Here is a 23476-nt window from a genome sequence, read left to right on the forward strand (position 1 = left end):
ATGATCGACAGCGAAATCACCCTGAAAAAATTGGAAATCTTTCTGGCGTTTATGGAGAAGGAAAACATCGGCCGAGCAGCAGAACAGCTTGGCTTGAGCAGCGTTAGCGTACATCGTGCGTTACATACCCTGGAAGAGGGCTTCCGCTGCCCACTGTTTATTCATAAAGGGCGCAACCTGCTGCCCCTGCCCGCTGCGCAAACGCTGGCAGAATACGCACGCGATATCGTAGATCTCACCTACAAAGGCATCGAAGAAACTCGGCTGAAGGCGGGGTTTGGCCAGCAACGCATGCGTATCGGCACGCTCTATTCACTGACGCTGGAAACCATTCCACGGTTGATCATGGGGCTGAAGGTACGCCGCCCGGCCATGGAGATCAGCCTGACGATGGGATCGAATGAGGATCTGCTGGCCCAGTTGGAGAACCAATTGCTGGATGCCATCCTGATTTCGGTTTCGGACAGTCAAATCGATCCGCTGCGCTTTGAGATCCTGCCGCTGTTTGAAGATGATATCTATCTTGCCGCACCGGCAGCCTCGGTGCTAAACAGCGATGGCACGGCAGACCTGCAAGACTTTCGCAGCCAGAAGTTTGTCTCCCTGACCGAAGGCTTCGCCACTTATCACGGCTTTAGCGAAGCGTTTCAGATTGCCGGTTTTGAACCGGAAATCGTCACCCGGGTGAATGATATTTTCTCAATGCTCAGCCTGGTGCAGGCCGGAGTGGGCTACACGCTGGTGCCAGGCCGGATGAAGAAGATGTATGAACACTCGTTGAAATTACTGCCGCTGTGCGAACAGTACCAAATGCGCCAAACCATCGCGTTGGTATTCAACCGTAACCAGCAGCAGGATCCGAACCTGCTGGCGTTAACGGCGGAAGGCCGTATGTATGCTCGCGGTGATAGGGCAGTCTAATCGCGCCGATATTTGGCCACAATGCCGCATACCGCGTTCAGGCCCAGTTGGCAGCGGGACAGCGCTTCCCCCTGCTCCATCACTTTTTTGGTCAAGCCGGTTAATACCGCGCCCGGCGGCATTTCGATCGCCAGACGGACTTCCCGTTCGTAGGCCGCCACCATCGCCTCATGCCAGCGCACGGTGCGGGCCATGTTATAGGCCAGATCGTCGGCAATCCGCTCTGGCTGCCATAACACGCGCCCGGTACTGCCGCTGAGATAGGCAATCTGTGGCCGATGGATGGTGACCTGCTTCATGGCCTGCGCCAGCTTTTCCGCCGGTTGTGCCAACAGGGCACAGTGGGAAGGGACGCTCACCGCCAAACGCTGGGTTTTCGCCGCACCGGCGGTTTTTGCCAACGCCATGACCTGCGCCATTGCGGCTTCGCTACCCGCGATGACCAATTGGTCTTCGGCATTGATATTGGCCAGATAGACCGGCAACTCAGCGCTATTGACCTCTGCTATCAGCTTTTCCACCTGGCGCAACGGCAAGCCGACAATCGCCGCCAAACCATATCCTGCAGGGTAAGCCTCCTCCATTAGCTGGCCACGCAACGCCACCAGCCGGACGGCATCGGGAAATGCCAAGGCCCCGGCGATCACCGCAGCCGGAAAAGCGCCGATGGATAACCCACTGACAAAATCAGCCTCGACCCCGTGCTGCTGTAATTCCCGCGCGTAGGCCACTCCGGCTATCAGCAGGCACAGCTGCACCGCCCGGGTTTTCTGTAAGGCTTCGGCGCTGTCCAACGCCAGTACATCCTGGTCAAGTACAGCGCAGGCTTCGCTTAACAACCGCTGGGTAGTTTCATTGGCCGGCAGTTGGTGCAGCATTTGCGGCACCTGCGGTCCCTGACCGGGAAAGGTAAATAAAATCTTCATCAGATCTCCTGAGAGCGGGTCCATGGCTCCGTCGTCAACAACGGCCCCTCAGCGGTTTTCAGCATCGCTCGTCCATCCCGCAGCCATTCGCTCAGGGCAAAGCCGCCGAGCGGCGTTTCTATTTGGGCATCGGCGCGGCAAGGCAGCGCCTGCAACCACTGCGCCAGCCGCTGCAACTCATCAAGGCTGGCAGGCTGCGGGCAGCGAACCAGCAGATCCAGATCGCTGTCGGCATGCATCACCGGGATTTCGGTCGCCAGCGCATAACCACAGCTGCCGGTCACGCCCCAGCCCCACGGCCAAGGCCGCTGAGCCAGCATGATGAGCGCCTGCACCGGAGGCTGGGAAACAAAGCTCGAGTGCAGTAACGCCAACGGCTCACTCACCAAAGACTCCGGCGTCACTACGCGCCGGATAGCCTCTGAGCTAACCCAGGCTGCGGCGCGCTGGCTGCGTTTCATACCCCGGATCCCCACCGGGATCCGCCCGCTATCCTGAACATCGCGCCGTACTACCAACGGTAATGAAGTGCGCCACTGCTGGCTAACCCACTCCGGCAACGCCTCATCGGCGCTGAGGGCAGCACGGTCACGGATCCAAATCAGGTCATGCGGGCGAATCATCGGTTGCTCCAGTTACATCCCTGAGGTCAGGGTGATAAACAGCGGTAATGTAATGATACACAACACGGAACTGATCAGTAACGTGGCCTCGGCATCCGGCGACTGCACGCCAAAACGGTTACCAAAGACGATACCGAAGAAACCGGCGGAAAGGGCGATCATCAAAATAGCGGTAATGGCCACACTACCGTGCAGACCCAATGCCAGCACCAGACCCCAGGCAATAAACGGTTGGATCAGCAGTTTGGTCACGCTCGACAGCAGCACCGGGCCGTTGATCTGCAACTTACGGGCAGACAGGATCACCCCGGTCAGGAACAGCGCCGTCGCCGTGGCCGACAGGCCAAGCGGTTTGATCGCGGCCAGCACCATTTCAGGCATATGCACGCCTACCGCCGACAGCACCACCCCAAGCAGCGGCCCCCAGACGATCGGTTTTTTCACCGAGCGCCACATCAGCACCGGCAACATCCCCAGGCTGGATCCCTGAACCGCACCGGCCGCGCGGGCTTTTTCACGCTCGAGGATCAGCAGGCAGAACGGCGTCATCAATACCGAACCGCAGGCGATAGCCACCGCCACGGACAGCGAGGTTCCCGGCGTTTCCCCCAGCACGCTACCGAGGATCGGCAGGCCAAGCGCGGCATAGTTGGGCAACGCCACGGTGAGCGTCAGCACTGCGGCATCCTGCGGAGACTTATGGAAGATCCCGGTGCAGGTAAAATAGATCGCCGCATAGGTGATCCACATCGCCAGCACCAACACCACGATCAGCGGCGACTGCTCAACGATCCCCGCCCAGGGCGTTTGTACGGTAGCACCGAACAGGGCCGCCGGCAGTGCAAAATCCATCACGAAGATGTTGAGTAATGAAACGTTCTGGTTATCGACCATTTTTGCCTTACCGGCAAAAAAGCCCAGCAGCATAATGACAAAAATCGGTGCCAAGGCATGAATAATTACGTATGTCATAAATCACCTGTTAAAAATAAAAAAATCAGTCAGATCAGGTGCGATGGTGTTAGTTATATTGTTATATGCAGGTGAAGCTTTATGCCGGGCTAGAACGCATCATATGCGCTCTCCCGGCGGGTGGTATTAGGTTCCTGAACTCTGACGTAAAAATGGCTAACGTGGCATTACCACTCTGCGCGCATGCGTTCACGCACCAGCGAAGAGCTATGGCGGTTGTCTGCCCCCAGGCGGTTAGTTAAACCAACGCCTTCACTGCGTGTTTTAGCAATCGCCTGAACCACCGAGTGGCGCACCAGATTAAGCTCCTGCTCACTGGCCTGCAGCGGGTCACGGATATCCAGTAACTGTTCCAGCAGGCCCAGCGAGCTGTAATGCTCGATGTCATAGGCCATCGGTGGAATGGTTGCTGCCAGCTTCTCCAGCGCCTCTACGGAGCGTAACGTGATGCGCGCCGCAGACTCTTTGCCCATCGCATGGATCATCACGCCCGCATCGTTGAAGGCAATCAAGCGGTTGGCCTGATAGCCGTGCGCCAGAAACGCGCCGGACATGGCTTTGCCGACGATCAATCCAATCACCGGATGACCAGCCAGCCGAGCCTTGGCATAAGCACCGGCCGCACCGGCCAACGCCTGATGAATACCAAAGGCTTCTTCCCGGCGTCCGTAGGCCTGGCTCGGCACATCGATCACCGCCACGATGGCACGCTTTTGTGCTTTACCCACGTCAGCCGCGACCGCTTCACTGACTACCTGGGCTAACGTCCAGCCTTCCAGCAAACCCACCTCACCGCGTGCGGCGCGTGGGTAATGGTTATTGGCATCCGGCACCACGGCGATAAAACGCACCGGATGGCCCTCTAATTCAGCGTCCGCTACCCGGATCGAGGCGCACTGCCCCTGGCGCTGTTCGGCACCTGCCGTCAGCAAAGAGAACCAATATTCTCCACGGCTTGATGATGACGTACTCATACCCGATCCTCCGCAGCAAACAGTTGAGCAATGACCGCCGAGTCCGCCTGCTGGCGGGTGTCAAACTGCGACAGTTTCGGCAAGTAGTAGTGATAATTGTCGGAGCGGTGCTGAGCAGGCACGCCGCGTTGCAGACAACCGGTCATCGCCGTCTTGACCGCATGCAGCGCATCCGGGACTTCTTCATCGACAAAACCGCTGCGATAGCGCACATCACCACCGGTCATGCTCCAGATAAAAGGCCGATCGCGGGAATCGTATTCCTCGATACCGGCTTCCTGTTCAATGACCTGTGGGCCGTTCAAGCCCAGGCGCGCTTCACGGGTGACGATCAGGTAACTGCATAATGCTGCTGCAATCGACATCCCGCCAAAGCAGCCCACGGTACCGGCAATAATGCCCACCACCGGGGTATATCGGCGCAGATCGACAATCGCCGCATGAATATCCGCGATCGCTGCCAGCCCCAGGTTGGCTTCCTGCAAACGCACACCACCGGTTTCCAGCAGCAATACGGCCTGGGTCGCAATGCCGTTGCGGTTATCTTCCGCCGCCAGTTCCAGAGCCGCAGCCATCTTGGCACCGGAAACTTCCCCCATACTGCCGCCCTGAAACGCCCCTTCTACCGCCACCACCACCGCCGGTTTACCGTCAATGGTGCCTTTGGCAACCACCATGCCGTCATCGGCCTGGGTGACGATGCCCTGTGGCTCCAACCAGGGTGAAGTTATGCGCTCAAATGGCCCCAATAGTTCACGGAAACTGCCGCTGTCCAGCAGATTGCGGGCGCGCTCCCGGGCGCTGAGTTCAATAAAGCTGAGATCATCACGCATGGGCGGCCTCCTCAAATACCTGTTCGATGCGCAGCCGTGCCACCCCCGGCGTAGCGCCGAAGTCGTTAATCTCTAGCCGCCCGGCGGGTAAATCGCGCAATGACGCCAGGCGTTCAAACAGGTGTTGCCACCGTTGGCGGCTACCGTCTACGGAGGTTTTGATCGCCACCGTCAGCGTGCCGTCAGCCGCAGGCTCAAACAGAGCCTCCATGTCACCGGAGCCCACGACTCCGGTCAGTGCCTTACCCGGCAGCGTAATGCTGGCCGGATAACTCAAATCGATATGTTCCATAACATCCTCTGGATTGATTATTCAGCGGGCCGTAGCCCGATCGAGGAACAGCGCCGCAGCCAACAAATCGGCCGCGCCACCGGGTGAAGCATTGCTCGCCAATAGCCGTTGCTCCAGTTTGGCCAACGCTGCCTGCCCTGCCGGATGTTGATATCCTCCGGCATGCAGTACCTCGGCAGCCCCCTGCTGCATCGTTTTCAGCGCCGTTAATCCACCACGCGACAACACGCAGGTATCGCTCAGGGTGGTCATGATGGCCATCAGTGCATCAATCTGCGCTGCTGGTTCACTGGCCCCCTGGCTCCTGCTGTGCCACAGCTGCGGCAGCGCCCGTTGCATCACATGCGGAAAACCTTGCTGGGCCTCTTCCCGCGCGCCGGGTACCTGATAACGTTGAGTAGCTCGCAAGCCCTTGCTGAACACCTTCGGGCTGGCGTGATCCGGCAACTGCGCCAGTTGGGCGGCTAATGCGCAACTGCTGGATGGCGTTGCGTTACCGCCTTGCATAGCTACCGCCGTCACCAGCAGGCCCATCGCCCAGATCGCCCCGCGATGTGTATTAACACCGGCGGTGACTGTCATCATCCGTTGTTCGCCTTCCCGGCCAATCCGGCCCACTTCCTGGCGTAACGCGCTATCTGCCCGACGCTGCCAACCGGCAATCGCCAGCCGATGGAAGACCGGCGTCAGGCTGCTGGCCGAACGTTCCATCAACGCCAGCGTCAGATCCTGATGCGCGCCGGAGCCTCGGGCATCCACCAGCCCCGGTTTCGGGCTGAGGCGCGCCTCATCCACTAGCGCCTGCGTGGCAAGCTCCGCCAACCGCGCGGCAACAACATCCGCGTCAGAGGCGCTCAAACAGGGGGAAAGTTTCATTACCAGCTCCGGAATTTAGCTGGCGGGTTATACAGGCCGCCGGACCACTCGACCAGATCCGCTACGCTGCCCGCGGCCAGCAAAGAACGCGACGCATCGGTACGACGAATATCGAGATCTTCCGGGAACACCACTTTGCCTTCACGGCGCAGTTCGGCCACGCGTTTGGCATCCACACCCAGCCCGATATCGGTAATACCAGCCACCGCAGCCACCATGGCGCGGCGTTCTTCCAACGAGCGTGCACGATACAGATATGCAATACCCTCTTCGGTCAGCACGTGGGTCACGTCATCGCCGTAAATCATCACCGGCGCCAACGGCATGCCAGACTCTTGCGCCACATCGACGGCATCGAGTTTTTCTACGAAGGTCGGTTTGGCACCTGCCTGGAAGGTTTCCACCATCTGCACCACCAGCTTGCGGCCACGGGCCAACGGATCCGGCTCTTCGATCATATCCAACCAGGCAGGCGTAGCGTGGCGACGACCGTGTGGATCGTGCCCCATGTTCGGTGCGCCGCCAAAACCAGAGAGGCGGCCACGCGTCACGGTAGAAGAGTGGGCCATACCGTCGATCTGTAAGGTAGAGCCGATAAACATATCTACGGCGTACTGACCGGCCATCTGGCAAAACGCGCGGTTGGAGCGCATGGAACCGTCGCTACCGGTAAAGAAAATATCCGGGCGGGCGGCGATATAATTCTCCATCCCCAGCTCACCGCCAAAGCAGTGCACGGTCTCCACCCAGCCGCTTTCAATCGCCGGGATTAGGGTGGGATGCGGGTTCAGGGTCCAGTGTTTACAGATTTTGCCCTTCAGGCCCAGTTGCTCACCGTAGGTAGGTAACAGCAGTTCGATGGCGGCGGTGTTAAAACCGATACCGTGGTTCAGCGATTGCACCTGATGTTTGGCGTAGATGCCTTTGATGGCCATCATCCCCATCAACACATGCACCGGTTTGATCAGGCGTGGGTCACGAGTAAACAGCGGTTCAATAAAGAACGGCTTGTCTGCCACCACCACAAAATCGATCCAGGAACCGGGAATATCGACCCTTGGCAGGTCCGTTTCATCGTCGACCAGTTCGTTAACCTGAGCGATGACGATGCCGTCTTTAAACGCAGTGGCCTCCACCAGTGCCGGGGTATCTTCGGTACTTGGTCCGGTGTACAGATTGCCATGACGATCGGCCTTGAACCCGGCCACTAGCGCCACGTTCGGCACCAGATCCACATACAGGCGGGAATAGAGTTCGATATAGGTGTGGATGGCACCGATTTCGAGCTGCCCATCTTCCAGCAATTGGGAAATGCGCAGGCTCTGGGTACCAGAAAAGGCAAAATCGAGCTTGCGGGCGATGCCCTTTTCAAAAATATCCAGATGCTCGGCGCGGCCAACGCTTGGCATGATCATATGCAAATCGTGGACCTTGGTGGGGTTGACCTCGGCGAGCATACGGGAGAGAAAATCGGCCTGTTTCTGGTTATTGCCTTCCAGCACCACCCGATCGCCAGAAACCAGCAGTTTTTCCAGCACGCTGGTCAGATCGGCGGTGGGGATCACTTTGCCCTGCGACTGCCCTTGCACACTCGCGATACGGCGTTTTTTTTCCTGCCGCCGGGTATCCCAAACGCGCGTGGGGCTTTGATGAAGCGACATACCTCAACCTCCTGGGTTTACTTGGTTCTGTTCAGTACGGTTAGAGTAAGAGTCTAGGAGAGCGCCATCAATCAAGCAGGGGGATGGTTTGTTAGCCTGAGAGTAATGATTTAATAAAATAAATATTAATCAATTAGTTAAAATCAACATAGGCGGGAGACGATCACAAAAAAACGGGGAACCCAAAGGCTCCCCGTAATGATGCTAACTCGGTACCGAATTACACCGCGGTTTGGAAGATCACACCGTCGGCTTTTTCCGTGTACTGGGTCAACTGGTCGAAGTTCAGGTAGCGGTAGGTATCCGCCGCCGTCTTGTCGACCTGTGCCATATAGGTCTGATACTCATCAGGCGTTGGCAGACGGCCCAGCAGTGAAGCCACTGCAGCCAGTTCCGCGGAAGCCAGATAAACATTGGCTCCGGTACCCAGACGGTTCGGGAAGTTACGGGTCGAGGTGGAAACCACGGTCGCACCGTCCGCCACGCGTGCCTGGTTACCCATACACAGTGAACAGCCAGGGATCTCGATACGCGCCCCGCTCTTGCCAAAGACGCTGTAGTAGCCTTCTTCAGTCAATTGCGCTGCGTCCATCTTGGTTGGCGGAGCCACCCACAGACGGGTTGGCAGTTGGCCTTTATGCTGATCCAACAGTTTACCCGCCGCACGGAAGTGGCCGATGTTGGTCATGCAGGAACCGATAAACACTTCGTCGATCTTGCTGTTGGCCACGTCGGACAGCAGGCGCGCGTCGTCCGGATCGTTCGGCGCACACAGGATTGGCTGTTTGATATCGGCCAGATCGATTTCGATCACGGCGGCATATTCTGCATCCGCATCGCCTTCCAGCAACTGCGGATCCGCCAGCCATTTTTCCATCCCCTGAATACGGCGTTCCAGGGTACGGCGATCGCCATAACCTTCCGAGATCATCCACTTCAGCAGCACGATGTTGGAGCTCAGATATTCGGCAATCGGTGCCTTATCCAGCTTGATGGTACAACCGGCGGCGGAACGTTCTGCCGAGGCATCGGTCAGCTCAAACGCCTGCTCGACCTTCAGTTCCGGCAGACCTTCGATCTCCAGAATGCGGCCAGAGAAGATATTCTTCTTACCCTTCTTCTCTACGGTCAACAGGCCCTGCTGGATCGCGTAGTAAGGAATGGCGTGCACCAGGTCACGCAGGGTAATACCCGGCTGCATTTTACCTTTGAAGCGCACCAGCACCGACTCAGGCATATCCAGCGGCATCACACCGGTCGCGGCAGCAAAGGCCACCAGACCAGAACCGGCCGGGAAGGAAATGCCGATCGGGAAGCGGGTGTGGGAGTCGCCACCGGTACCGACGGTATCCGGCAGTAACATGCGGTTCAGCCAGGAGTGGATCACACCATCGCCAGGGCGCAACGAAACGCCACCACGGTTCATGATGAAGTCCGGCAGCGTATGGTGAGTCGTGACGTCCACCGGTTTCGGATATGCGGCGGTATGACAGAACGACTGCATTACCAGATCGGCAGAGAAGCCCAGGCAAGCCAGATCTTTCAACTCGTCACGGGTCATCGGACCGGTGGTATCCTGTGAACCTACCGAGGTCATCTTGGGTTCGCAGTATTCGCCAGGGCGAACACCAGCAACGCCACAGGCACGGCCAACCATTTTCTGCGCCAACGAGAAGCCCTTGCTGCTAGCCGCAATCGGCTTGGCAATGCGGAACACTTCGCTGTGCGGCAGACCCAGCGCTTCACGCGCCTTGGTGGTCAGGCCACGGCCGATAATCAGTGGGATACGGCCACCGGCACGCACTTCATCCAGCAACACATCGGTTTTCAGCTCGAAGCTGGCAACCAGTTCGCCGGTTTCATGATTACGCACTTCGCCCTTATACGGGAAGATGTCGATCACATCGCCCATGTTCAGGTTGGAGACGTCCACTTCAATTGGCAACGCGCCAGCATCTTCCATAGTGTTAAAGAAGATTGGCGCAATCTTGCCGCCCAGCACCACACCGCCACCGCGCTTGTTCGGCACGTAAGGGATGTCGTCACCCATAAACCACAGCACCGAGTTGGTGGCAGATTTACGGGAAGAGCCGGTACCGACCACGTCACCGACGTAGGCCAGCGGGAAACCTTTCTTGTTCAGCTGTTCGATCTGTTTGATCGGGCCAACGCTGCCCGGCTGATCCGGGAAAATACCTTCACGTTCGCTCTTGAGCATTGCCAACGCATGCAATGGGATATCTGGACGTGACCAGGCATCCGGAGCAGGTGACAGATCGTCGGTGTTGGTTTCGCCAGTCACCTTGAACACGGTCACGGTGATCTTTTCCGCCAACGGTGAGCGTGACAGATACCATTCGGCATCGGCCCAGGACTGCATGATCTGTTTAGCGTGCGGGTTACCGGCTTTGGCTTTCTCTTCTACATCGTAGAAGTTATCAAACATCAGCAGCGTATGGGAAAGCGCCTTGGCAGCAATCGGTGCCAGCTTTTCGTTATCCAACGCGTCGATCAGCGGATGAATGTTGTAACCGCCCTGCATGGTGCCTAGCAGTTCAATGGCTTTTTCGGGGGTAACCAGGGGGGAAGTGGCTTCGCCTTTGGCGACGGCTGCCAGAAAACCTGCTTTGACATAGGCGGCTTCATCGACGCCCGGTGGTACACGGTTAATCAGCAGGTCCAACAGAAATTCTTCTTCGCCTTTTGGCGGATTTTTTAATGATTCAACCAGCGCTGCCATTTGTGTCGCATCTAATGGCTTAGGGGCGATGCCCTCTGCAGCACGCTCGGCCACGTGCTTACGGTATTCTTCTAGCACGACTTTCTCCTCGCTCTCATTGTCATTTATTGTGCCTGGCGTTTTATATTCAAACCGGGTTTAGCGCACGGCGATATTTGACGGGGCACTTGCTGTCGATATCCTGGACTGTAAGTAAGGTACAGTGCCCGGTTCCGCCCAGCCAGCATATCAGGATTTGAATCGGTTGTTAATTCGTTCACATAAAAGCAACATTAAATCTTTGCTGAATCGTTGACCGCAGCGTAATCGGCTGCAAAGCAGGCGGGACGGGCTTGGGTTCGTTACGGCACAACAGCAATCTCAGCCCAATGAGCACAACATAACATCCATATTTTTACAATGGTTATTGATAGAGTTGGGGGAAATTGGCGGGCATTGGGCACAAAAAAACCGCCATAAAGACGGTTCTTTTGTATCCGCGCGGTGTTAGCAGGCACCGAACGGATTTTTTACATCGTTAAAGAACGATACAAGCACTACCAAGTTCCACCATTCTGCGTAAATATGGTTAAAAAATCAACCAATTTGATGCAAAAAAACGCTGTTTTATGTACTCTGATTTTGGGTCTGTTCTACCGGTTTAGCAGCCGGTCATCGGGCTTGAGAACAGTGCTGCAACTACTGCGATACAAGCATTACCAAGTGCTTGTTCCACCGGGGCTTTCCCGGTGAAGTCGCGGTGGTCGTGGTTCCACAAGGAACGCGCAATGAAAGGGAGATCACTCATTATCCTGCTCATTGTACTGGGATCGGTGTTTGGCGTCAGTAAAGGTGGCTGGTCAGTTTCCGGCAACCAACTGATCTTCAACGTCGTACTCCAGAACAAGTAAGCTACTGGCCGCTCTTTGAGCGGCCTTTTATCCGCTACTCACCAAATAAAAACGGCCCCTTTACAGGAGCCGCTTATCAACCTGATCAACCGCAGAAATTACTTCTTCTTGGCTTTCGGGTTTGGCAGATCGGTGATGCTGCCTTCGTAGATCTCTGCTGCCAGGCCCACGGATTCGTGCAGGGTTGGGTGAGCGTGGATGGTCAACGCGATATCTTCTGCGTCACAACCCATCTCGATAGCCAGACCGATTTCACCCAACAGCTCGCCGCCGTTGGTGCCGACAATCGCGCCACCGATGATACGGTGAGTTTCTTTGTCGAAGATCAGTTTGGTCATACCGTCTGCACAGTCAGAAGCGATAGCACGGCCTGAAGCTGCCCACGGGAAGGTGGACGTTTCGTAGCTGATGCCTTTCTCTTTGGCTTCTTTCTCGGTCAGCCCTACCCATGCCACTTCTGGCTCGGTGTAGGCGATGGATGGGATCACTTTCGGGTCGAAGTAGTGCTTCAGACCGGCGATAACTTCAGCCGCCACGTGGCCTTCATGCACGCCTTTGTGTGCCAGCATCGGTTGACCGACGATGTCACCAATCGCGAAGATGTGCGGCACGTTGGTACGCAGCTGTTTGTCGACGTGGATAAAGCCACGCTCGTCAACTTCTACACCGGCTTGGCCAGCATCCAGCAGTTTACCGTTCGGCACACGACCGATCGCTACCAGCACCGCGTCGTAGCGCTGTGGTTCTGCAGGGGCTTTTTTACCTTCCATCGTGACGTAGATGCCGTCTTCTTTGGCTTCTACCGCGGTCACTTTGGTTTCCAGCATCAGGTTGAACTGCTTGCTGATACGCTTGGTAAAGACTTTCACCACATCTTTGTCTGCTGCCGGGATCACCTGGTCGAACATTTCAACCACGTCGATCTGTGAACCCAGTGCATGGTATACGGTGCCCATTTCCAGGCCGATGATACCGCCGCCCATGACCAGCAAGCGCTCTGGAACGGTTTTCAGCGCCAGTGCATCGGTGGAGTCCCACACACGTGGATCTTCATGAGGAATAAATGGCAGTTGGATCGGACGGGAACCCGCAGCGATGATGGCATTGTCGAAGTTGATGGTGGTGGCACCATTCTCGCCTTCAACCACTAGCGTGTTGGCACCGGTGAATTTACCCAGGCCGTTGACCACTTTCACTTTGCGGCCTTTAGCCATGCCAGCCAGACCACCGGTCAGCTGATTGATGACTTTCTCTTTCCAGACACGCACTTTGTCGATGTCGGTTTTCGGCTCGCCGAAAACGATGCCGTGCTCGGCCAACGCCTTGGCTTCTTCGATCACTTTGGCAACGTGCAACAGCGCTTTGGAAGGGATACAACCTACGTTCAGGCAAACACCGCCCAGAGTGGAGTAACGCTCAACCAGAACGGTTTCAAGACCTAAGTCAGCGCAACGAAAAGCAGCAGAGTAACCTGCAGGGCCCGCCCCAAGTACCACGACCTGAGTTTTAATTTCAGTACTCATCATGACCTCTTAATTAGTTGTCCGGCGGGTCAGACGTCATTTTTATTGCTAGTCGATCTCATAACGCCCTTCATCCACCGGGACGCATACACCGCGAGCAGTTTACAGAATTGTTAATAATCTGCAAAGCGCGTTCGAGTGACCCGTGTCCCAACAATTCTGCCGAGTCATGCAAAACCCGACAAAACTGCTACTGAATTACTAAGGGCGCAGCATGCTGCGCCCTTTTTTCATTACATCACCAGACGGCGAATGTCGGCCAGCATGTTGTTGATGATGGTGATAAAGCGCGCACCATCAGCACCGTCAATCACCCGGTGGTCGAAGGACAGCGACATTGGCATCATCAGACGCGGTGTGAACTCTTTACCGTTCCAGACTGGCTCCATCGCAGACTTGGAGACACCCAGGATAGCCACTTCCGGCGCGTTAACGATCGGCGCGAAGTGAGTTGTCCCGATACCGCCCAGGCTGGAGATGGTGAAGCAACCGCCCTGCATTTCGCCTGCGGTCAACTTACCGTCACGCGCTTTTTTGGAGATCGCCATCAGTTCGCGGGACAGCTCAGTGATGCTCTTCTTGTTCACATCCTTGAATACCGGAACCACCAGGCCATTTGGCGTATCTACCGCCACGCCGATGTTAATGTATTTCTTCAGCGTCAGCTTCTGGCCATCTTCGGACAGTGAGCTGTTGAAGCGTGGCATCTGCTCCAGGGCAGCGGCAACGGCTTTCATGATGAACACCACCGGGGTGAACTTCACGTCCAGCTTACGCTTGGCAGCTTCGTCGTTCTGCTGTTTGCGGAACGCTTCCAGATCGGTGATATCGGTCTTGTCGAAGTGAGTCACGTGCGGGATCATGACCCAGTTACGGCTCAGGTTGGCACCAGAGATTTTCTGGATGCGGCCCAGTTCAACTTCTTCGATCTCACCAAACTTGCTGAAGTCCACTTTCGGCCACGGCAGCATACCTGGCAGGCCACCACCGGTAGCGGCAGGAGCAGCTTCGGCGCGTTTGACCGCGTCTTTCACGTAAGCCTGAACGTCTTCGCGCAGGATACGGCCTTTACGACCGGTGCCCTTCACTTTCGCCAGGTTAACACCAAACTCACGCGCCAAGCGGCGGATGACTGGGGTAGCGTGAACGTACGCGTCGTTTTCAGCGAACTCGCCTTTACCAGCAGCAGCAGGTGCAGCCGCTTTGGCTTCCTGCTTGGCCGGAGCCGGAGCTGCTTCTGCTTTCTGGGCCGGAGCAGCGGCAGGTGCAGCACCTTCCACTTCGAACACCATGATCAGAGAACCGGTTTTCACTTTGTCGCCGGTAGCGATTTTAATTTCTTTCACAGTGCCCGCGAACGGAGCCGGAACTTCCATCGAAGCCTTGTCACCTTCAACAGTGATCAGTGACTGCTCAGCGGCAACTTTATCGCCCACTTTCACCATCACTTCGGTCACTTCTACTTCGTCGCCGCCAATGTCTGGCACTGCGACGTTTTTCGCCGCGCTTGCCGCAGGGGCAGCAGCCGGAGCCGCCTGGGTAGCCGCAGCAGCAGGGGCAGCAGAAGCCGCGCCAGCCACTTCGAAGACCATAATCAGGGAACCGGTTTTCACTTTGTCACCGGTGTTGATTTTGATCTCTTTCACGGTACCGGCGAATGGTGCAGGCACTTCCATAGAAGCCTTGTCGCCTTCTACGGTGATCAGCGACTGCTCGGCAGTCACGGTATCGCCAACTTTCACCAGGATCTCGGTGACTTCAACTTCGTCCGCCCCGATGTCTGGCACTTCAACGTCTTTGGCTGCGGCAGCAGGAGCCGCGGCCGGTTTTTCTTCTGCCTTGGCGGCTGGTGCGGCAGCGGCCGCACCTTCTGCTTCAAAGATCATCAGCAGTTTGCCCGTCTCGGTTTTGTCACCGACGGCCACTTTGATCTCTTTCACCACGCCAGCCTGCGGCGAAGGCACTTCCATGGAGGCTTTGTCGCCTTCCACGGTGATCAGCGATTGTTCAGCTTCAACCTTATCGCCAACCTTCACCAGGATCTCGGTGATTTCAACTTCATCTGCACCGATGTCCGGCACTTTGATTTCGATAGACATTGTTCAGTACCTCTTATGCCAGACGCGGGTTAACTTTTTCTGGGTTGATGTCGAATTTCTTAATCGCATCAGCGACCACAGAAGCTTCAATATCACCGCGTTTAGCCAGTTCACCCAGAGCAGCAACCACCACGTAGGAAGCATCAACTTCGAAGTGGTGACGCAGGTTTTCGCGGCTGTCTGAACGACCGAAGCCGTCAGTACCCAGTACGCGATAATCGCTGGCTGGTACGAAAGTACGAACCTGCTCTGCGAACAGCTTCATGTAGTCGGTAGAAGCCACCGCTGGCGCTTCGTTCATCACCTGAGCGATGTAAGGCACACGTGGGGTTTCGGTTGGGTGCAGCATGTTCCAACGCTCACAGTCCTGACCATCACGCGCCAGTTCGGTGAAGGAGGTTACGCTATAGGTGTCGGAACCCACGCCGTAGTCTTTCGCCAGGATCTGCGCAGCTTCACGCACATGACGCAGGATCGCACCTGAGCCCAACAGCTGTACTTTACCTTTGCTACCTTCCAGAGTTTCCAGCTTGTAGATACCTTTACGGATACCCTCTTCTGCGCCCTGTGGCATGGCTGGCATATGGTAGTTTTCGTTCAGCGTGGTCAGGTAGTAGTAAACGTTTTCTTGCGCGTCACCGTACATACGCACCAGGCCGTCATGCATGATCACCGCGACTTCATACGCGTAAGCCGGATCGTAAGAGATGCAGTTAGGGATGGTCAGAGACTGAATGTGGCTGTGGCCATCTTCGTGCTGCAGACCTTCGCCGTTCAGGGTAGTACGCCCTGAAGTCCCGCCGATCAGGAAGCCACGCGCCTGCTGGTCACCCGCTGCCCAGCACAGGTCGCCGATACGTTGGAAACCGAACATCGAGTAGTAGATGTAGAACGGGATCATTGGCAGATTGTTGGTGCTGTAGGAAGTCGCTGCGGCCAGCCAGGAAGAGGCTGCGCCCAGTTCGTTGATACCTTCCTGCAGGATCTGGCCTTTCTCGTCTTCTTTGTAGTACGCCACCTGCTCGCGGTCCTGCGGGGTGTACTGCTGGCCGTTCGGGCTGTAGATACCGATCTGACGGAACAGACCTTCCATACCGAAGGTACGCGCTTCGTCGGCGATGATTGGCACCAGGCGATCTTTGATCGACTTGTTCTTCAGCATCACGTTCAGGGCGCGCACAAAGGCGATGGTGGTAGAAATTTCTTTGTTCTGCTCTTCCAGCAGTGAGCTGAAATCTTCCAGAGCTGGCATTTCCAGCTTCTCGGTGAAGTTCGGCAGGCGGGTTGGCACATAGCCTTGCAGCGCCTGACGACGTTCGTGCAGATATTTGTACTCTTCGGACTCTTTCTCGAAGGTGATATATGGCAGTTTTTCGATGTCGGCATCGGCCACTGGCACATTGAAACGATCGCGGAAGTGATGAACCCCTTCCATGTTCATTTTCTTCACCTGGTGAGCGATGTTTTTACCTTCCGCCGTTTCACCCATGCCGTAACCTTTGATGGTATGGGCCAGGATGACGGTTGGTTTGCCTTGAGTGTCCTGCGCTTTTTTCAGTGCTGCAAAGACTTTCTTCGGATCGTGACCACCACGGTTCAGCGCCCAGATTTCGTCGTCGGTCATATCTTTGACCAGCGCAGCGGTTTCCGGGAAGCGGCCGAAGAAGTGCTCACGCACGTAAGCGCCGTCTTTGGATTTGAAGGTCTGGTAGTCGCCGTCCAGGGTTTCGTTCATCAGCTGGATCAGCTTGCCGCTAGTGTCTTTACGCAGCAATTCATCCCAACGACCGCCCCAGATCACTTTCAGCACCTGCCAGCCAGCACCGGAGAAGATGCCTTCCAGCTCGTTGATGATCTTGCCGTTACCGGTGACCGGGCCGTCCAGACGCTGCAGGTTACAGTTGATGACGAAGACCAGGTTGTCCAGCTTCTCACGGGTTGCGATGGTGATCGCACCTTTGGATTCTGGTTCGTCCATCTCGCCGTCGCCCAGGAAGGCATAAACGGTCTGGCCAGAGGTGTCTTTCAGACCACGGTGTTCCAGATACTTGAGGAACTTGGCCTGATAGATGGCGCTGATAGGACCCAGACCCATAGAAACGGTCGGGAACTGCCAGAATTCAGGCATCAGTTTTGGATGCGGGTAAGAGGACAGGCCTTTACCGTGCACTTCCTGACGGAAGTTGTTCATTTGATCTTCGGTCAGGCGGCCTTCAAGGAAGGCACGTGCATAAACGCCCGGAGAGATGTGGCCCTGGAAGTAAACCAGATCGCCGCCGTCTTTCTCGTTGCGAGCACGGAAGAAGTGGTTAAAGCAGACTTCATAGAAGGTCGCGGAAGATTGGAAGGAAGCCATGTGGCCGCCCAGATCCAGATCTTTCTTGGAAGCACGCAACACGGTCATCACGGCGTTCCAACGGATGGCAGAACGAATACGACGCTCCAGATCCAGGTTGCCCGGGTATGCCGGTTCGTCTTCTACCGCGATGGTGTTGACGTAGTTGTTAGCCGCAGCACCAGCTGCAACGCTAACACCGCCCTTGCGGGCTTCTCCCAGCACCTGATCAATCAGGAACTGAGCGCGTTCAACACCCTCTTCACGGATGACCGATTCGATCGCCTGCAGCCAGTCGCGGGTTTCGATCGGATCCACGTCATTGTTTAAACGTTCTGACATGGTGGTATTCCTTATCTGTCTAATGGTTTGTTTGGAGCCTGTCTTCCTGCGTTCTGTCGTAAAACGCACGAAGACAGGCTCATCAGTTTGGTTGCCGCTTAAGTACTTAACTAAGCACTCCGAGCTTTATCTCCACAAGCTGGTGTGCCTTGAGGAGAACCACTCTTAATCCTTGCGTTGCTGGAGACGCCGCAGCGATCGATCACGCCGGGTGTGTTCCCTGCTGAGATCCAGCAAAATTTCCTCGATAAACGCCAAATGGCGGTGCGAGGCTTCACGGGCCTTTTCAGGTTCGCGTGCCACAATCGCCTCAAAGATCCCGGCGCGATGGCTACTCACTGTTGCCAACATCTCACGGCGCGAGTAGAGCAATTCAAAGTTCTGACGAACGTTCTGTTCCAGCATCGGGCCCATACAGCGCAGCAGATGGAGTAACACAACGTTGTGGGCAGCCTCGGTCACGGCTATTTGATACTGCATGACCGCGTCGGCTTCGGCGTCTAGATCGCCGCTGTCCTGAGCTTGCTGGATCACATGATGGCAGTCGCGGATGCGCGCCAGATCTTCGTCAGTCCCACGCAACGCCGCATAGTAGGCAGCGATACCTTCGAGGGCATGACGGGTTTCGAGCAGATCGAATTGTGATTCAGGATGGTCGGCCAACAGTTCAGCCAGCGGATCGCTGAAGCTCTGCCACAGATTAGTTTGTACAAAGGTGCCGCCACCCTGGCGACGCAGGAGCAGCCCTTTAGCTTCCAGACGCTGAATGGCCTCTCTCAGAGAAGGACGGGAAACATCAAACTGTTTCGCCAACTCGCGCTCTGGAGGCAACTTTTCGCCTGGACGTAGCGTACCCTCGAGGATCAGGTATTCGAGCTGTTGCTCGATAACATCTGACAACTTGGGTTGGCGGATTTTGCTGTAGGCCATGGGTGATTTCTTCTCTGCGAAGTGCCCGGAGTCAATTGGTAATACCAATTTCAAAAACGTGACGGTAAAGTAACAAAGTATTCACCTCCTGTCCATATGGGCCTTGATCGAAATCATGAATGCCGCACATTTTAACACTTCAATCCATAAGCCTTTGCAAACCAGTAACTCGGCGTTGGTAATACCATTTACGAGGTAGCCGCCAAATTTAACTTTTGTGAAACCTCTGGTTAGCTAGAATGCCGGGGTTATATGGCAAGGAGATTAAGGGTTATTTTTGCTTTACTCGCGTTTACCGATCACCATCCGTTAACAAAATAATCAACAACAATGGCGATTATTTTTGCGAATTCTGTGAGTTATTGCTTATTTCGTGCACACAATTCCCCCGCTCGTCACACAACCCGCATTTTGTTGCCTAAACTGCTGCAATCTTCATCATTCGAACCACAAAGCAGGTGCAAACTTTCGCACATACCATTATTCTCTGCCAAACGGTAGCGACGCCGTGGAATTTATAGCTATAACGTCGTAAACAAAAAACAACACACATCGTAATCATTACTTTACTGTAATGAGCATTATGTCAGCACAGAGGGGTTCATTGATGGATGGTCAACAACATGGCGACCAGTTGAAACGCGGCCTGAAAAACCGCCATATCCAGCTGATCGCCTTAGGTGGCGCAATAGGTACCGGCCTGTTCCTCGGTATCGCTCAAACAATAAAAATGGCCGGTCCGTCGGTCATCCTTGGTTATGCAATTGGCGGTTTTATTGCCTTCCTGATCATGCGTCAACTGGGTGAAATGGTGGTAGAAGAGCCGGTAGCCGGATCGTTTAGCCACTTCGCCTATAAATACTGGGGGAACTTCGCCGGTTTCGCGTCCGGCTGGAACTACTGGGTGCTGTACGTGCTGGTTGCCATGGCGGAACTGACCGCGGTGGGCATTTACGTGCAGTACTGGTGGCCGGAGATCCCCACCTGGATCTCCGCTGCCGTGTTCTTCCTGGCCATTAACGCCATCAACCTGTCAAGTGTGAAGGTCTATGGTGAAATGGAGTTCTGGTTCGCCATTATCAAAGTGGTCGCCATCATCGGCATGATCGTCTTTGGTGCCTACCTGCTGTTCAGCGGCCTGGGCGGCCCGGAAGCCAGCGTCACCAACCTGTGGGCCCAGGGCGGGTTCTTCCCGAATGGCACCATGGGACTGCTCATGGCGATGGCGGTGATCATGTTCTCCTTCGGGGGATTGGAGCTGGTGGGCATTACCGCCGCCGAAGCCGATAACCCGGAAAAAAGTATCCCGAAAGCCACCAACCAGGTGATCTACCGCATCCTGCTGTTCTATATCGGTTCGCTGACTATTCTGCTGTCACTCTATCCGTGGGGCAAAGTGGTCGAAGGCGGCAGCCCGTTCGTGCTGATCTTCCATGCACTGAACAGCAATATGGTCGCAACGGTGCTCAATATCGTGGTGCTGACGGCCGCGCTGTCGGTCTACAACAGCTGCGTCTATTGCAACAGCCGCATGCTGTACGGTTTGGCCAAACAGGGCAATGGCCCGAAAGCCCTGCTGAAAGTGGATAGCCGCGGTGTGCCGGTAGTTGCCATCGGTTTCTCTGCGTTGGCAACCGCGCTGTGTGTGCTGATTAACTACCTGATCCCAGGCCGTGCCTTTGAGCTGCTGATGGCGCTGGTAGTGTCTGCCCTGGTGATCAACTGGGCGATGATCAGCCTGGCACACCTGAAATTCCGCAAGGCGAAAAACCATGAAGGCGTCGAGCCGAAATTCAAGGCGTTCTGGTATCCGTTCAGCAACTATCTGTGCCTGGCCTTTATGGCCGGCATTCTGGTGATCATGTATCTGACACCGGGGATCCAGATTTCCGTACTGCTGATCCCGGTGTGGATCGCCATTCTCGGCATCGGCTACTTCATCAAGCAGCGTGGCCAACAGCCAGCCAGTGCCACAAATCGTTAATTTTGAAAACGTTTTCTCAGGCCCGCCAGCGCGGGCCTTTTTTTACCCTGCGTATTTTGCCAACTGGCTCACACTTCTTCCGCAGTGGCTGATTTGTCCATCTCTACAACCATTAATTTCTGATAGTTCGCCGCCACACAGGGCAATAATCGTTATCCAACAGTCCGATCCTGTCACCGCGGAGAAAATGTCCATGAAGAGCAATGCCCTATCGATAAAAGAAAAGATCGGCTACGGCATGGGAGATGCCGGTTGCAACATGATCGGCGGCGCAATCATGCTGTTCCTCAACTACTTCTATACCGATATCTTTGGCCTTACCCCGGCGCTGGTGGGGATTTTACTGCTGTCAGTACGCGTGCTGGATGCCGTGACCGATCCCATCATGGGAGCCATTGCCGATAGAACGCAAAGCCGCTTCGGCCGCTTCCGCCCGTGGTTATTATGGGTTTCCCTGCCCTACGTGCTGTTTAGCGTGTTGATGTTTACCACCCCGGAGTGGAGCTATAACAGCAAGGTAATTTACGCCTTTGCCACCTATTTCCTGATGTCGCTGACTTACACCGCCATCAACATTCCTTACTGCTCGCTGGGGGGCGTGATCACCGCCGACCCGCACGAACGGGTTTCCTGCCAGTCGTACCGTTTCATCATGGTCGGCATCGCGACGCTCATCCTCTCCCTGACCCTGTTACCGATGGCAGAATGGTTCGGCGGGGCTGACAAGGCCAAGGGCTACCAGATGTCCATGGGTGTCATGGCGTTGATCGCACTGGCCATGTTCCTGTTCTGTTTTGCGACGGTTAAGGAACGTATCCGCCCGGCGGTGCCTACTCACGATGCGCTGAAGGCCGATCTGAAAGACGTGTGGAAAAACGATCAGTGGGTACGCATTCTGCTGCTGACCTTCTGCAACGTTTGCCCTGGCTTTATCCGCATGGCCGCCACCATGTATTACGTCACCTACGTCATGCAGCAATCCACCTCATTCGCCAGCCTGTTTATCGGCCTGGGCGTGGTGGGCATGATGATCGGCAGCGCCCTGGCCAAACCGTTAACCGACCGTTTCTGCAAGCTGAAGGTGTTCTTCTGGACCAACATCGTGCTGGCCCTCTTCTCCAGCGGCTTCTACTTCCTCAACCCGCAGTTGACCTCGCTGATCGTGGTGGCCTATTTCCTGCTGAATATCCTGCATCAGATCCCTTCCCCGCTGCACTGGTCGCTGATGGCCGACGTGGACGACTACGGCGAGTGGAAAACCGGCAAGCGCATAACCGGCATCAGCTTCTCCGGTAACCTGTTCTTCCTGAAGGTCGGACTGGCGGTAGCCGGGGCGATGGTGGGTTTCGTGATGTCCTACTCCGGCTATCAGGCCGATGCGGGAGCTCAAAGCGCTGGAGCACTGCAAAGTATCGTCTTGCTGTTTACCGTGATCCCTGGCGTGGGCTATCTGATCACCGCTGGCGTGGTGCGTTTGCTGAAAGTGGATCGCAACCTGATGTCACAGATCCAGAGCGATCTGGAAAAACGCCGCGTCAATTATCAGGAACTGGCGGAATACCGCGAACAACAACTCGAAGCCAAACATTCTTGAGAGGAACAGATGTCTATTTATCCCAACCCGCTGATTGAACAGCGTGCCGATCCCTTTATCTATCGCCATAGCGACGGCTATTACTATTTTATCGCTTCGGTGCCGGAGTACGATCGCCTGGAACTGCGCCGCGCCCGCCAACTGACGGAGCTGGCACAGACTCCAGCGCAGGTCATCTGGCGTAAACCCGCGTCTGGGCCGATGAGCAACCTGATCTGGGCACCCGAGCTACACGTTATCGACGGTAAGTGGTATGTCTACTTTGCGGCAGCCCATAGCCCGGAGATTGCCGATGGCCTGTTCCAACATCGCATGTTCGCACTGGAGTGCAGCGCCGCTAACCCGCTGGAGGGAGAATGGGTAGAGAAAGGACGTATTGAAACCCCGATCGACAGCTTCTCGCTCGATGCCACTCACTTTGAACATAGGGGGAAACACTATTATCTCTGGGCGCAGCAAGACCCGCAGATCCGGGGGAACTCCAACCTGTATCTGGCAGAAATGGCCAATCCCTGGGCGCTAAAAGGGGCCCCGGTGATGCTGAGCAAGCCGGAGTTGCCTTGGGAAACCATCGGGTTTTGGGTGAACGAAGGCCCGGCGGTGATTAAACACGGTAAGCGGATCTTCATCAGCTACTCGGCCAGCGCCACCGACGAGAATTATTGCATCGGCCTGCTGTGGGCAGACATCGATGCCGATCTTCTCGATCCGACACAATGGCATAAGGCCAGCGAACCGGTGTTTCACACCAGCTATGCCAACCGCCAATTCGGCCCTGGGCACAACAGTTTTACCGTGGATGAACAGGGTAATGACCTACTGGTCTACCACGCCCGCAATTACACCGAAATTGAAGGCGATCCGTTATACGATCCGAATCGCCATACGCGAATTAAAGCTCTGGAGTGGGATGCCGAAGGAATGCCGCTGTTTGGCATTCCCCCGGCAGATAATCACTAAT

At 55.8% G+C, this 23476-nt stretch carries 18 protein-coding genes; 5 read left to right on the plus strand and 13 right to left on the minus strand.

Features of this window, described 5'->3' with window-relative positions; genetic code table 11:
• Positions 1-921 (plus strand): LysR family transcriptional regulator, encoded by a 921-nt coding sequence (locus ABIE29_RS03510; protein ID WP_429616859.1) that lies wholly within the window; start codon positions 1-3, stop codon positions 919-921.
• On the opposite strand, the gene mdcH is transcribed toward ABIE29_RS03510, so the two are convergent.
• The 9 genes from mdcH to acnB form a co-directional block, all read right to left on the minus strand.
• Positions 918-1847: a malonate decarboxylase subunit epsilon gene (gene mdcH, locus ABIE29_RS03515; protein ID WP_429616860.1), complete on the minus strand. Its 930-nt coding sequence runs from the start codon at positions 1845-1847 to the stop codon at positions 918-920. The genes ABIE29_RS03510 and mdcH overlap by 4 nt on opposite strands.
• Positions 1847-2470, minus strand: a complete 624-nt coding sequence (locus ABIE29_RS03520) for a malonate decarboxylase holo-ACP synthase (RefSeq protein ID WP_429616861.1) — start codon at positions 2468-2470, stop codon at positions 1847-1849. Before ABIE29_RS03520 ends, mdcH begins: the two co-directional genes overlap by 1 nt.
• A gap of 12 nt (positions 2471-2482) precedes the next feature.
• Positions 2483-3442: an AEC family transporter gene (locus tag ABIE29_RS03525; protein ID WP_024484330.1), complete on the minus strand. Its 960-nt coding sequence runs from the start codon at positions 3440-3442 to the stop codon at positions 2483-2485.
• 167 nt (positions 3443-3609) lie between these two features.
• The gene (mdcE, locus tag ABIE29_RS03530) at positions 3610-4416 is read right to left on the minus strand and encodes a biotin-independent malonate decarboxylase subunit gamma (protein ID WP_429616862.1); all 807 of its coding nucleotides are present in this window, start codon (positions 4414-4416) and stop codon (positions 3610-3612) included.
• Positions 4413-5249, minus strand: a complete 837-nt coding sequence (locus ABIE29_RS03535; RefSeq protein WP_429616863.1) for a biotin-independent malonate decarboxylase subunit beta — start codon at positions 5247-5249, stop codon at positions 4413-4415. The genes mdcE and ABIE29_RS03535 overlap by 4 nt, the downstream gene beginning before the upstream one ends.
• Positions 5242-5541, minus strand: coding sequence for a malonate decarboxylase subunit delta (locus ABIE29_RS03540; RefSeq protein WP_021806268.1), 300 nt, complete (start codon positions 5539-5541; stop codon positions 5242-5244). The genes ABIE29_RS03535 and ABIE29_RS03540 overlap by 8 nt, the downstream gene beginning before the upstream one ends.
• Positions 5542-5562: 21 nt before the next feature.
• Positions 5563-6417, minus strand: a complete 855-nt coding sequence (locus ABIE29_RS03545) for a triphosphoribosyl-dephospho-CoA synthase (RefSeq protein WP_429616864.1) — start codon at positions 6415-6417, stop codon at positions 5563-5565.
• Entirely contained in the window at positions 6417-8078 is a 1662-nt protein-coding gene (mdcA, locus tag ABIE29_RS03550) for a malonate decarboxylase subunit alpha (protein WP_024528340.1), read from the minus strand. Before mdcA ends, ABIE29_RS03545 begins: the two co-directional genes overlap by 1 nt.
• A gap of 220 nt (positions 8079-8298) precedes the next feature.
• A complete protein-coding gene (acnB, locus tag ABIE29_RS03555; RefSeq protein WP_429616865.1) occupies positions 8299-10896 on the minus strand; it encodes a bifunctional aconitate hydratase 2/2-methylisocitrate dehydratase in 2598 nt (865 codons plus the stop codon).
• A 689-nt stretch (positions 10897-11585) separates the two neighbouring features.
• Here acnB and ABIE29_RS03560 point away from each other — a divergent pair.
• Positions 11586-11708: a hypothetical protein gene (locus ABIE29_RS03560; protein ID WP_255518680.1), complete on the plus strand. Its 123-nt coding sequence runs from the start codon at positions 11586-11588 to the stop codon at positions 11706-11708.
• A 98-nt stretch (positions 11709-11806) separates the two neighbouring features.
• On the opposite strand, the gene lpdA is transcribed toward ABIE29_RS03560, so the two are convergent.
• The 4 genes from lpdA to pdhR form a co-directional block, all read right to left on the minus strand.
• Positions 11807-13231 (minus strand): dihydrolipoyl dehydrogenase, encoded by a 1425-nt coding sequence (lpdA, locus tag ABIE29_RS03565; protein WP_429616866.1) that lies wholly within the window; start codon positions 13229-13231, stop codon positions 11807-11809.
• Between the two features lie 233 nt (positions 13232-13464).
• Positions 13465-15330 (minus strand): pyruvate dehydrogenase complex dihydrolipoyllysine-residue acetyltransferase, encoded by a 1866-nt coding sequence (gene aceF / locus ABIE29_RS03570; protein ID WP_429616867.1) that lies wholly within the window; start codon positions 15328-15330, stop codon positions 13465-13467.
• A gap of 13 nt (positions 15331-15343) precedes the next feature.
• Positions 15344-18007 (minus strand): pyruvate dehydrogenase (acetyl-transferring), homodimeric type, encoded by a 2664-nt coding sequence (gene aceE, locus ABIE29_RS03575; protein WP_429616868.1) that lies wholly within the window; start codon positions 18005-18007, stop codon positions 15344-15346.
• Between the two features lie 165 nt (positions 18008-18172).
• Positions 18173-18937 carry a pyruvate dehydrogenase complex transcriptional repressor PdhR gene (pdhR, locus tag ABIE29_RS03580; RefSeq protein WP_021179689.1) on the minus strand — a complete coding sequence of 255 codons (765 nt, stop codon included), beginning with the start codon at positions 18935-18937 and terminating at the stop codon, positions 18173-18175.
• Positions 18938-19544: 607 nt separating this feature from the next.
• Between pdhR and ABIE29_RS03585 the strand changes: the two genes are divergently transcribed.
• From ABIE29_RS03585 to ABIE29_RS03595, 3 genes are all read left to right on the plus strand, one after another.
• Positions 19545-20921 (plus strand): amino acid permease, encoded by a 1377-nt coding sequence (locus ABIE29_RS03585; RefSeq protein WP_429616869.1) that lies wholly within the window; start codon positions 19545-19547, stop codon positions 20919-20921.
• A 193-nt stretch (positions 20922-21114) separates the two neighbouring features.
• Entirely contained in the window at positions 21115-22515 is a 1401-nt protein-coding gene (locus ABIE29_RS03590) for a glycoside-pentoside-hexuronide (GPH):cation symporter (protein WP_429616870.1), read from the plus strand.
• Positions 22516-22524: 9 nt separating this feature from the next.
• Positions 22525-23475: a glycoside hydrolase family 43 protein gene (locus ABIE29_RS03595; RefSeq protein WP_429616871.1), complete on the plus strand. Its 951-nt coding sequence runs from the start codon at positions 22525-22527 to the stop codon at positions 23473-23475.
• The last annotated feature ends 1 nt before the right edge of the window (position 23476 follow it).

Origin of the sequence: Serratia sp. 2723 (genome assembly GCF_050434425.1) — a bacterium.
Lineage (GTDB): Bacteria > Pseudomonadota > Gammaproteobacteria > Enterobacterales > Enterobacteriaceae > Chania.

Excerpts from the sequence above, each read along its gene's own strand:
- ABIE29_RS03510 (WP_429616859.1), top strand. The coding sequence starts at position 1 with ATGATCGACAGCGAAATCACCCTGAAAAAATTGGAAATCTTTCTGGCG.
- mdcH (WP_429616860.1), bottom strand. The coding sequence starts at position 1,847 with ATGAAGATTTTATTTACCTTTCCCGGTCAGGGACCGCAGGTGCCGCAA.
- ABIE29_RS03520 (WP_429616861.1), bottom strand. The coding sequence starts at position 2,470 with ATGATTCGCCCGCATGACCTGATTTGGATCCGTGACCGTGCTGCCCTC.
- ABIE29_RS03525 (WP_024484330.1), bottom strand. The coding sequence starts at position 3,442 with ATGACATACGTAATTATTCATGCCTTGGCACCGATTTTTGTCATTATG.
- mdcE (WP_429616862.1), bottom strand. The coding sequence starts at position 4,416 with ATGAGTACGTCATCATCAAGCCGTGGAGAATATTGGTTCTCTTTGCTG.
- ABIE29_RS03535 (WP_429616863.1), bottom strand. The coding sequence starts at position 5,249 with ATGCGTGATGATCTCAGCTTTATTGAACTCAGCGCCCGGGAGCGCGCC.
- ABIE29_RS03540 (WP_021806268.1), bottom strand. The coding sequence starts at position 5,541 with ATGGAACATATCGATTTGAGTTATCCGGCCAGCATTACGCTGCCGGGT.
- ABIE29_RS03545 (WP_429616864.1), bottom strand. The coding sequence starts at position 6,417 with ATGAAACTTTCCCCCTGTTTGAGCGCCTCTGACGCGGATGTTGTTGCC.
- mdcA (WP_024528340.1), bottom strand. The coding sequence starts at position 8,078 with ATGTCGCTTCATCAAAGCCCCACGCGCGTTTGGGATACCCGGCGGCAG.
- ABIE29_RS03560 (WP_255518680.1), top strand. The coding sequence starts at position 11,586 with ATGAAAGGGAGATCACTCATTATCCTGCTCATTGTACTGGGATCGGTG.
- lpdA (WP_429616866.1), bottom strand. The coding sequence starts at position 13,231 with ATGAGTACTGAAATTAAAACTCAGGTCGTGGTACTTGGGGCGGGCCCT.
- aceF (WP_429616867.1), bottom strand. The coding sequence starts at position 15,330 with ATGTCTATCGAAATCAAAGTGCCGGACATCGGTGCAGATGAAGTTGAA.
- aceE (WP_429616868.1), bottom strand. The coding sequence starts at position 18,007 with ATGTCAGAACGTTTAAACAATGACGTGGATCCGATCGAAACCCGCGAC.
- pdhR (WP_021179689.1), bottom strand. The coding sequence starts at position 18,937 with ATGGCCTACAGCAAAATCCGCCAACCCAAGTTGTCAGATGTTATCGAG.
- ABIE29_RS03585 (WP_429616869.1), top strand. The coding sequence starts at position 19,545 with ATGGATGGTCAACAACATGGCGACCAGTTGAAACGCGGCCTGAAAAAC.
- ABIE29_RS03590 (WP_429616870.1), top strand. The coding sequence starts at position 21,115 with ATGAAGAGCAATGCCCTATCGATAAAAGAAAAGATCGGCTACGGCATG.
- ABIE29_RS03595 (WP_429616871.1), top strand. The coding sequence starts at position 22,525 with ATGTCTATTTATCCCAACCCGCTGATTGAACAGCGTGCCGATCCCTTT.